Below are 10,068 nucleotides of genomic sequence, written 5' to 3' on the forward strand. Positions count from 1 at the left end.
GTGGAACCGCTTCGGTCCGATGTTTGCTGCAGAGATTCGAAGAAAGCGTGTTCAGCAACTTCGTGCATACTCGAAATGGAAGTGGCATGTGGACGAGGTCTTTGTGAAGGTGAATGGCAAACGCCACTATCTCTGGCGGGCTGTGGATCACGAAGGCGAGGTGCTAGAAGCGGTTGTCACGAAGCGCCGAAACAAAGCTTCAGCACTGAAATTCCTCAAAAAATTGATGAAGCGGCACGGCAAAGCTGAAGAAGTAGTCACAGATCGCTTTGCATCCTACAAGGCGGCGCTCAGAGATTTGGGTGCTCTGGAAAAACAACAGACGGGCAGGTGGCTCAACAATCGGGTTGAGAATTCGCACCTGCCGTTCCGACGACGAGAACGCGCAATGCAGCGTTTCAGGCGTATGCGAAGTTTGCAAAAGTTTGCCGCCGTTCATTCCTCTGTCTACAACCACTTCAATCAGGAGCGATCGCTCACCAGCCGAGACACCTTCAAGCTGACACGCAGCGCCGCTCTTGCCGAGTGGCGCGAACTTGGCATGGAGTAAAGGACAGCGTCACTGGCCTACCAGAGACTGGTTCGAATTCGTCTGACAGCACCTTCAACGATGCAGCAACGATATGTCAACGGTTTCGGCGAATTGATGCGGATAAACTTGCGTATGAAGCCAGTGGGGAAGACAGACCATGCCGCAGATCTCATCGAACAACCTGAACCGCGCTGCGCTCGTTAGAGAGACCTCAACTTCCGTCAAAACCGCGAGCGCGTTACTTAGTTTGGCAAATCAATTGGAGGACGAAATTTGTCGCGCCTTGTTGAGTGACGACGTCGAACTAGCGGAACGTTTGGTGGTGCCGAAAACACAGCTTATGAAGTTGTCCCAAGAGGTTTCTTCGTCGAAGTCGGTGAACTCTCGAAAGAACCGTCGCCCGCGTGGGTCGCATTAAAGGGTTCGTTCGGCCGATTGTCACCAAATGTCGTCAGAACCTTCCCGGATACAAATTCATCATGTTCTGCACGTCCAGGTCACTCGAAAACGCGTCAGGATTACTCCAGATCACCTCGTTAATGTAGTCGCGTTCCGAGTGAAGATCATTGTCCTTAGGCCGCGATTTCTGGTTTTCGGAGAAGCCTCTCTTGGTCCGACCGATCAGTCCAACAAATAAGGTCCAGATGCTAGGAGACATTGTATGGGAAGCCATCTCTTGGTCCTTTCCGGGTTACTTGCGCTGTCGCAACAACAGTAATTGTTCACCCGTTTTTCTGGTATCCGGCACAAAATTGTGCTGTTCTACAAAAATGAAGAACGGGTTCCGAAATTGGTCGGATATTCGTGTGTTCCTCTCTGTCTTCAGAGAAGGGTCGACGCTTGCGGCCTCTAGAAAGCTAAAGGTCTCCCAACCAACGGTTGCCCGACGCATTGATGTTCTCGAAAGAGAAACAGGTTTGACGCTGTTTGAGCGCGGTACGCACGGGTTCAAACCGACCCCAGAAGCCCTTCGCCTCGTTCCCCTCGCCGAAGCAATCGAGGCTTCAGTCCTTGAATTTACCGATTGCGCGAAAGAAATGACGTCGACACAACCCGTCCGTATCACCGCTTATTCGGCAAACTTCTCCGCACGCATGATTGAAATCGTAAACGAGTTTTCCGCCGACAATCAGGATGTAGCATTCGAGTTTTTATCCAGCGTTCGGGCGCTGGACCTGATGGCGGGCGAGGCCGACATTGCTTTGCGCCTTGCAAGAACCGATCCCGATCCTGACCTGATCTGTCGTAAGATCAGCACGGCCCGCTGGTCTTTGTTCGGCAGCAGAAATTACGCGGACAAATTTGGCTTACCGGGGTCAACGAATGATCTGGCCGGGCATCAGTTTGTTACCTTTCAGCGGGACGATGTACCGAATGTATTCCACGAATGGTTGACCAATCACGTGGAGCCGGACCAGATAGTCATGTCTTTCACCGAACTGGAGCTAATGCATGCAGCGATCAGATCAGGGCAAGGCCTTGGGATCAGCAACGTCAAGCTGGTTGAAACAGACATGTCTTTTATCCGATGTTTCGACGAAATCCCCGAACTTGCGGTCCCGCACCTATTGCTCATTTCGCCGGAAGCCTATCGCCGGCCAGAGGTTAGAGCCTTCGTTAAGTTCTTCGCACCTCGCTACGCGGCAATCTACAAGTAGTGGTTATGCCCGCATTGGGCCGCGAACTGACGCGGATGCCAAGGACGGAGAGCATCGGTAAAGAGCCCCGAGCGAACCTCGTATTCAGGCAGTTGGAGTAGAAGGCCGCTTCATCTATCGTCGAACGCATGTCGAACAAGGGACAACAGTTGCAACGAAGGTTGGCGGCAATACTAGCCGCGGATGTCGTTGGGTATTCGGCGCTTATGCACAAAGATGAGCAAGCCACAATTCTCATGCTTGATCACCTGGAAAGCGACATCGTCACCCCAACGATAGCAGGCCAGTCAGGTCGTGTTGTTGGCCCTCCGGTTTTTCAAGTTTCGCCTGCCTAAGTGCAAAACTTGAAAAACCGAAGAAACGATGGTGCAACCGCAGCAAACAGATGCGGTACGAGGCCGCAACTTGGGGATGCCCCAATATCTGAGGAAGATCCCCACATCGTCAGAGTTTCTGCCGAAGTATGTCACCGGTGGAACTCAGCACAGACAGCAGTTTCGTTGGATGAGCTGGGAATAGCCCGCCTCGGATTTCACGGGTGAACCAATGGGCTTCCAACCCTGCGCTACCATTTTCGCTTTGGTTCTGTTGAGTCGTTCAAGCGTTGGTTCTTCAATTAGTCTTTCGATATTCGGCATCCGTCCATCTCCATTCCAATCTACGCGTTGGATATGGATGACGCGCTCGACGTAGGCTTGCGAGGTTCTGCCAAAAGCGCGTCACTTTCTGCCAAAGATGTAACGGGTGATGCTCGCGAAATCGGTGCTAACAGCTCAATCCTTTAATGGTGTCATGAGTATACACCCAGCTAGGGCACTCAACGCTGGGGTCCGATTTGGTTTTGCTGCACCATGGAATTTGGGCGACGCCTTCGCCAAGTTCGCCGCGGAAGCGATCTGCCCCCGATGCGGCCAGCAGTGTCAGTTCGCTTGCGTCTAGTACGGCTCTGCTGGCGGGATGAATGAAAAGGTGCGGGACTTCTTTGCCAATTCAAACGTGCAATATTAAACAAGAATAATGAAATACTTGCTCCAAACCCCAACTGCCAGAGCAATCCTCATGGCACTCTTCGTAATCATTGTTGTGAGGGTGTGCAGCTATGACAGCTATGAAGGGGCTGGATATCAAGGACCTGATAAGGAGTATTGGGGCGGTAGAGGCAAACCCTAAGCTGCAGCGAATGATTGCGTTGAGGGTCTTGTCAGAAGAATTTACCCGCCGCGCTATCTTGCCATTTGGAGCCAGTGCTAAGGACCATTAGTCCGCAGAGCCGTCATTCATGCCTGGTGCAGCGAATGTCCACTTCGAGCCCAAAGCGGACCATACCACGAACTGCGTGCGGTAGCCGCAGGATACGTGCCTGAACGATTGCACCCATCGTCATCTCGTGGAACTGGTCGACAAGCGCAGATGCGATGCTTCCACCGACCGCCGCGCTCCCGCTTCTAGAAACAGGACCAGCCTGTACAGACCATCGGCCACAAACGCGCATGCAGAACTCATAATAGCGAAGCCAAAACCGGCTTGAACCATAGCTTCCAACTCGGCCTCGGTTCGACCATCGGCACGTATTATCATCAAATCAAAGTCGGTAAGGCGGCTCTTCGGTGTGCGCTGTGTCATCATTTTCTCCATCGTTTGATTTAGCCAAGTCTGCCTTAAGGGTATTGCTTTTCGCGATTTAGATGGAATGCGTTAAGGTCGAAACGCAGTGTTCCAGTTTCCGGATTGGTGGACCGATGGATAGGTTCAAAGCCATCAAAGTGTTTCAAGAGGTCGTTTCGCAGGGCGGTTTCGCAGCGGCGGCGCGGCGTATGAACAGCTCTCCACCCTCTGTGAGCCGATTGATAACGGAGTTGGAGGCCGATCTCGGAGTTCGTCTTTTTAGCCGCTCGTCTCGGGGTATCAGCTTGACCGAGGAGGGCGAAGATTTTCTTCGGAAGGGGGCGGTGCTTGTAGACGAGCTTGAGGCGGTTTCAGAGGAAATCCGTGAAAGAAAGCGCGTTCCGGCCGGACATCTGCGTATTTCCAGCGTTGTGGCCTTTGGACAGGAACGCATTGCACCGGCCATTCCGGGGTTCATGCGAAAATATCCCAAGGTTTCAGTGGAGCTCGAAATCTCGAACCGTAAAGTAGACCTAATTCAAGAACACTTCGATCTAGCGGTTCGCATCGGGACATCCGGAGAGCTTAAATCCTCTTCTTTGAAAGCGAGAAAGATTTTTTCGCAGCGCCTCCTCTTTGTAGCGACCCCTGAATATTTGGCCCGTAATGGGATGCCAGCCTCGCTTGACGACTTGGATCAACATTTGCTGGTCAAACAGATCAGCGGCACTTGGGGGCGCACAAACCAGTTCCCGATTTCAAGCGAAACGGTGTCTTACTCCTTGCCAGAGCGTTTCGTTGTCAACTCTCCAAACGCGGCGAGGAACGCAATCCTTACAGGCGGGGCTGTGGGGTTGATCGCGGATTATCTGATTGAGGACATGATTTCGGACGGCCGAGTAGTTCGTATACTGCCCGAGTACGAGACTGTGGCACAGCCAATCTATGCAGTATTTGTGCACAGGAATTTCATGCCTGCAAAGGTCAGGGCCTTCATCGATCACATGACGGAAGCCTTGCGCAAAAACTGACGACTTCGTCAGCGACTAGGACGTAGGTCCTGTTAAAACCGAGGACCGGTTCCAGTCGCATTCTAGGCATTCGACAATGGTGCTCAGATGGCCGCGTCGACCCGGCGCGCCTCTGGGTTTAAAATCGGAACTCTGCTAAGCCCCCAAGAGCAGCGCAACAAGGGAGCACACCATGAAAATTCACCGCGCCGGGGACCGGCCCTCTCAATTTCCCGGTAATGAGTATTTCACCGGCACGGTCCGCTTTGATCCCGTTGTGACAGGGAATGATCCCTCGCCGGTCAAGATTCTTGCGGTGACTTTTGAGCCCGGCGCACGGACAGCTTGGCACACGCACCCTGCCGGTCAAACGCTGCATGTTTTGTCGGGCTTGGGCCTGGCTGGGTCTGAGGGGCAGCCAGTGCAGGAGTTGCGCCCTGGCGATACGGTGTGGTTCGCACCAGGAGAGCGGCATTGGCACGGCGCGTCGCCAGACTGTGCGATGACCCATCTGGCTGTGCAGACGTCTGTCGAGGGCAAGACTGCGGATTGGATGGAGCATGTCTCAGACGAGGATTACAGCGCAGCGCGCGCAGAATGAAGCGCGTGATCCCTACCGAGCAAGACGCAGCCGAGTAACCACTCCAGAGTCCTTCCTGACTCATTGTACGCCCATTTAAAGGGGGGTAACGGATTTTTTCGTCTCCGGAGCGCGGCCCTCGTTTCGTCCCTGAGAGGCCCGCACAGCGCGTTTTCACTTTTCTGGATTTCTGGCCTCCTCAACCACCCACTTAAATCAGTCATTCATGCCTGGTGCAGCGAATGTCTACTTCTGAGCCCGAAGCGGGCTTCTTTGCGTCTCACTAATCTGGCAATCCTGCGGCTTTCAGGCCCGCAACAATTTTTTGTCTGTGCTCTTCCTTTGCGTAGGGCAATTGGGAACTCAGTGTGGATACCGTAGCTACAGGGATCAATCCGAGAAGTCTCATGCCGGCTTCCTCGGCCTCCTGCAATTTGCCCTGCGCAGTTTTTACCGCCGACAAAAATATGTAGTTCATAGGGAACTGAGGAGCGTTTCGTATTGCTGCCTGCAAATATTCGATCGCTTCTTCATAGCGGTCAAGCTGCAACATCAGGTGACCATAATTCAGAAGGTAAATGGGTGGAGTATGCGGTTCTAGCCGCATTGCTCGATCCATGGGAGCAATTGCCAACTCCGGCGTTCCCGCGTAGATAAGTGAAGAAGCCTGCCACAAGTGTCCATCTGAGGAATTGGGGTCCAATGATAGAGCTGTCTCATGCTCAGAAAGAGCTCTTTCGAATCCCTCGCCCCACATATGCATCCAACCCAGAAACGCGTGAGCCGCGGCTAGGTTAGGATCGATCTTGGCTGCATGTTCGGCCTCAGCCAATGCTTCGTCGAACGCGTTGTGGTGGCTGTTCCACTTGAAGAACCAAGCATGGAATTTCAGGTAGCTTCTAACAGCCATTGCATACGCGAAGTTTGGGTCAGCTTCTAAAGCCTTGGTTAACAGTAACTGCGCTTCGGCGTTGGCTTGAGGACCCGGTTCACGATAGCGCAGCCGCCCTTTAATAAACCAGTCACGCGCTTCGATATTCTCTGTGTATTGACTGCCAAGACGCTTTTCCTCACCTTCCCGTAACTCAATAGACAGCGCATCGACAATTTCTCTTGTAATCTCGTCCTGCAGGTCAAAAACATCTTCTAGCGTTCCGTCCCTGCGATTGGCCCATACGTGGGTTCCATTCGCTGTTTCAATTAGCTGCGCGTTCATGCGAACCCGATTGCCGGCCTTGCGGATACTGCCCTCAAGGACATAGTGCACACCCAACTCCTTACCGACGCGTCGCAGATCTACGGCCTTGCCTTTGTAAACAAAAGAAGAGTTGCGACCGATGACTAACAAGCCAGACAATTTTGAAAGGTCGGTGATCAGGTCCTCTGTCATGCCGTCTGCGAAGTACTCCTGCTCGGTATCGCCTGACATATTGTCAAACGGCAAAACCGCGATAGACGGAGTGTCTGGCAGCTTGGGAGTTGAAATCAGGGCTGACTCTGAATTGGGCTCTTTAGTAGTTGCTTGTTCGTTTGCCGCGCCCACCCATTTCCAGACGCGGATTGGCTCTACAATGTTTTTAACCTGCTGGTCACCCGCGTCTTGAAAAGGCACATCCAGGCGGTGCTTGATCTGTTCATAGACTAAGGCCGAAATGCAAATCCCACCAGGATCGGACAGCGTCTCCAACCTTGAGGCCACGTTGACCCCATCGCCTTGAATGTCATCACCTTCCACCACGACGTCGCCGATGTTGATGCCGACGCGAAAAGTAATCCCCTCATCAATTGGGAAGTCTCCGTTGCGTGAATGGATAGACTTTTGAATATCATAAGCGCATGAAACCGCGTCGACAGCGCTTGCAAACTCCGTCAGCACTCCGTCGCCCATCCATTTGACTACACGGCCTTCGTGTTTTGCAAAGGCGGGCTCGATGAGGTTTTCCCGTAGTTCTCGCAATTGCTCTAACGTACGCTCTTCATTGGAGCGGACAAGGCGCGAATAACCCACGACATCTGCTGCAAGTATTGCAGCAAGTCTTCGTTTCATGCACGCACCTCCCTAAACGCTGAAACTAGACTCAGAAACAACTGAAATCCAGTTTTTGATTGTATCTCCCGGTCAACAAGATTGCGGCGTCTAAGCTAAACTCTATTGGCGACCACTGGGTTTTGGAGCAACGATGCTGTGAGAGAGAAGTTTCATCCAGCGCCGCGCTTTAACCCGATGTCAAACTAGAAGTTACAACGAATTTTCGAGCGGACGGCGCCACTTGATATGTTCTGGCGTCCATGGAACTAGTCGTGCATTTTCGGTGTTTCGAAGGTTGTGTCGAAGAATGTCGGCATTGTCCGCAACAAGGCCATCGCTCAAATTTCCGCCACCGTCCGCTTTTGCGAGGAGCAGCCATTCACAGTAGGAACTTCAAAATTTTTGTCCTGAACGTCGGCTTGGTTCACGTCGCATGCATTGGAGCAAGTTGCAACGAACGACAGCTCTGTGGACTTTTGCCAACGGAACTAAGGCTATCCAAATGAATTAACGCGAGAGTATCTGCATCGTCTTTTCGCAGATTTTTCCGTCATAGAACTCGTCGATAGCTTTTTGGACAATTTCCCCCCCACTTGCCGCCAGCATCAGTGTCAAAGAAGACTGAAGTTTTTTGGCATCCAGAGGCCCCATAATTTCCTTGATCGGAATTTCAGAGTTTGAAAGCAGAGCGTTCACACACTTCACGTATCGAGGACCGAGCGTGGGGTCATTGAGATAAGCTCGAGCTTCACCCAAGTCCTCGATCCCGAACCACCGTGATTTCTCAGAAAACCCTAGTCCTTTAACTTGTGGAAAAATGTACCAAACCCAATGGCTTGTTTTCATACCTCGTTCGATCTCAGCCAGCGCGCGCTCGTAACCGTGTTCCTGTGCCTTTGCGAACCGCAGAAGATCATACATTAAGTGTTCCCCCGAAGCTGAATGAATGAAAACTCTTGAGGCTTGTTTTATCATCTCTAGGAGGCGAGTAATGGAACTTTCTAATCGACACCATCCAAGTGAACGCATAGCGCATCAAGGACAGCTTCCCACTTCCGGTTTCTTACGATGTGCTCCTGTAGAAGGCAAAGCCGTTGCTTCTATCTCTGCATCGACGTTCTGCTTTTTCCGCATAGCGGTCATTGGCGCGAGACGCAGCGAACAACCGCTTCGAGCCCAACCTGTTGATTCGCCAGGGTGCGGCGATTGTCAGGTCTCGGGTGACGTCCTCGGCTGTGTTCTGGCGCCTTCTAACGGTGTTCCTTCGGCACCCAGTCTTCGGTTTCATTGTTCCAGAACCTGTTGGGGTTGTCCTCGTCCATTCCCCGAATATGGAGGGTGCGAACACAGGGTTCCACAAAAACCACCGGCTCTTCGTAGGGGTGCGATGAATAAGGGAGCATTGGAAGCATCCCGAGAGTGGATCAGCCATCTTTGACTCGAACCAAAATAGATGATCTCTAAAACTATATGCCAACAAGGTCGTGGGGAACCCGTCGTGTTCTATGTCCCAGAAACAGCCCAGCCCGGCTTAAGCCGAACGGCCCTTGGGGTCTGTGCCTTTTGCGCGATGGTCAATAGAAACCCGACCTATCGAGATGTCTTTTTCGATCCTTTTGCGGAGCGGCTTTTCGCTGAGGGGGCGGTCGATGGTCAGCACATTCTTGACCGGTTGACCGACTGGCAATCCGAGCTCACTTTCGCAGACGAAAATGGAATAGCTCGGCGACTTGTCGCTTCCGTTTTGTGGCGCAAGACTTTCATGCAGAGCCGGGCCGAACAAGCTTTGGAAAACGGTGCTCAACAAATCGTAGTCCTTGGTTCTGGACTTGACACAATTGGGCTGCGTTTGTCAGGCAGTCATAGCCAAGTCCCAGTTTTTGAAGTTGATCGACCTGAAACGATAGCCGCCAAACGCTTCCTGATTTCCCGCAATTTCGGTGTTCCGCCCAATATCCGCTATACCGCAGTGGATTTTGCCAGGGAGACGACCCTCAATAAACTCTTAGAACTCGATTACAACTACAACATTGGTACTGTATTTATCGCCGAAGTCTCGCTGGAGTATGTACCGCCTGCTGAGGTCGCTGAAGTCTATCAGATGGTAAGGTCCAACCGGTCGCCAGCAACCCGTTTTCTGACAAGTTTTGCGTCTACGGAGAGTGTTTCCCAGTCAATGGGCGAAAGCGACGACATCGGAAATGTCGTTGCGGGGGCGGGAGAACCGTTCCTGTTCAATGTGGCTCCCGACGAGGTATCCGACTTTGCCACTGAGCAAGGATTCTTTGTGCTCGATCACCTTTATGGCAGCGCGCGCATTGTAGACTACATTGCGGCGCTCGGGCTCAGTATTGATGTAATGGACTTTCCAATCGAACAGCTCGACGCCTCGTCGTTTTCTCTTTGTCGGTTAAAGCCACATTGAGTTTTGAAACAGCACAGTTTGAAGGTTGTATCGTGAAGTGTAAGAAACCATTTTCATTCCCTCACGTATCGCGAATTCCATAGACAAAGCGGACATTCAAAACGACGCGAAAACGGCAGCTATGTCCTGTGTGGATGGCTCCTGCAAAGCAAGACATTTTTGTGAGGGGTGTGTGGTCAGAAGCGGTCTTGTGTCCGGCCTGTTTGCGCGGTGCGTCTGACCGCTGGCC

General features: G+C 52.3%; 12 protein-coding genes. 8 read left to right on the forward strand and 4 right to left on the reverse strand.

Annotated elements, in window-relative coordinates; genetic code table 11:
* From AC2FNV_RS22430 to AC2FNV_RS22450, 5 genes are all read left to right on the forward strand, one after another.
* Positions 1–550, forward strand: a 550-nt coding sequence (locus AC2FNV_RS22430; RefSeq protein WP_496774569.1) for an IS6 family transposase, incomplete at its 5' end; no start/stop codon positions are given.
* Positions 551–689: 139 nt separating this feature from the next.
* Positions 690–950 (forward strand): hypothetical protein, encoded by a 261-nt coding sequence (locus AC2FNV_RS22435; protein WP_496774570.1) that lies wholly within the window; start codon positions 690–692, stop codon positions 948–950.
* Positions 951–1,302: 352 nt separating this feature from the next.
* Positions 1,303–2,190 (forward strand): LysR family transcriptional regulator, encoded by an 888-nt coding sequence (locus AC2FNV_RS22440; RefSeq protein WP_170607629.1) that lies wholly within the window; start codon positions 1,303–1,305, stop codon positions 2,188–2,190.
* A 128-nt stretch (positions 2,191–2,318) separates the two neighbouring features.
* The gene (locus tag AC2FNV_RS22445) at positions 2,319–2,525 is read left to right on the forward strand and encodes a hypothetical protein (protein ID WP_170607627.1); all 207 of its coding nucleotides are present in this window, start codon (positions 2,319–2,321) and stop codon (positions 2,523–2,525) included.
* 764 nt (positions 2,526–3,289) lie between these two features.
* On the forward strand, positions 3,290–3,451 hold the full coding sequence (locus AC2FNV_RS22450; RefSeq protein ID WP_170482855.1) for a hypothetical protein: 162 nt from the start codon (positions 3,290–3,292) through the stop codon (positions 3,449–3,451).
* 119 nt (positions 3,452–3,570) lie between these two features.
* On the opposite strand, the gene AC2FNV_RS22455 is transcribed toward AC2FNV_RS22450, so the two are convergent.
* Positions 3,571–3,813, reverse strand: coding sequence for a hypothetical protein (locus AC2FNV_RS22455; RefSeq protein ID WP_170482858.1), 243 nt, complete (start codon positions 3,811–3,813; stop codon positions 3,571–3,573).
* Between the two features lie 116 nt (positions 3,814–3,929).
* Between AC2FNV_RS22455 and AC2FNV_RS22460 the strand changes: the two genes are divergently transcribed.
* Both AC2FNV_RS22460 and AC2FNV_RS22465 read left to right on the forward strand, forming a co-directional pair.
* Positions 3,930–4,826 (forward strand): LysR family transcriptional regulator, encoded by an 897-nt coding sequence (locus AC2FNV_RS22460; RefSeq protein WP_170607625.1) that lies wholly within the window; start codon positions 3,930–3,932, stop codon positions 4,824–4,826.
* 172 nt (positions 4,827–4,998) lie between these two features.
* A complete protein-coding gene (locus AC2FNV_RS22465) occupies positions 4,999–5,406 on the forward strand; it encodes a (R)-mandelonitrile lyase (RefSeq protein ID WP_170482864.1) in 408 nt (135 codons plus the stop codon).
* A 262-nt stretch (positions 5,407–5,668) separates the two neighbouring features.
* Here AC2FNV_RS22465 and AC2FNV_RS22470 read toward each other — a convergent pair whose 3' ends face one another.
* The 3 genes from AC2FNV_RS22470 to AC2FNV_RS22480 all read right to left on the reverse strand — a co-directional run bounded on the left by AC2FNV_RS22470 (position 5,669) and on the right by AC2FNV_RS22480 (position 8,817).
* Positions 5,669–7,432, reverse strand: a complete 1,764-nt coding sequence (locus AC2FNV_RS22470; RefSeq protein ID WP_170607623.1) for an adenylate/guanylate cyclase domain-containing protein — start codon at positions 7,430–7,432, stop codon at positions 5,669–5,671.
* Positions 7,433–7,921: 489 nt separating this feature from the next.
* Entirely contained in the window at positions 7,922–8,335 is a 414-nt protein-coding gene (locus tag AC2FNV_RS22475; protein WP_170607621.1) for a DUF1810 domain-containing protein, read from the reverse strand.
* Between the two features lie 329 nt (positions 8,336–8,664).
* A complete protein-coding gene (locus tag AC2FNV_RS22480) occupies positions 8,665–8,817 on the reverse strand; it encodes a hypothetical protein (RefSeq protein ID WP_170607361.1) in 153 nt (50 codons plus the stop codon).
* Positions 8,818–8,912: 95 nt separating this feature from the next.
* Between AC2FNV_RS22480 and AC2FNV_RS22485 the strand changes: the two genes are divergently transcribed.
* Positions 8,913–9,839 (forward strand): class I SAM-dependent methyltransferase, encoded by a 927-nt coding sequence (locus AC2FNV_RS22485; protein ID WP_496774574.1) that lies wholly within the window; start codon positions 8,913–8,915, stop codon positions 9,837–9,839.
* The last annotated feature ends 229 nt before the right edge of the window (positions 9,840–10,068 follow it).

It is taken from the genome of Ruegeria sp. BHSA163, assembly GCF_059613365.1.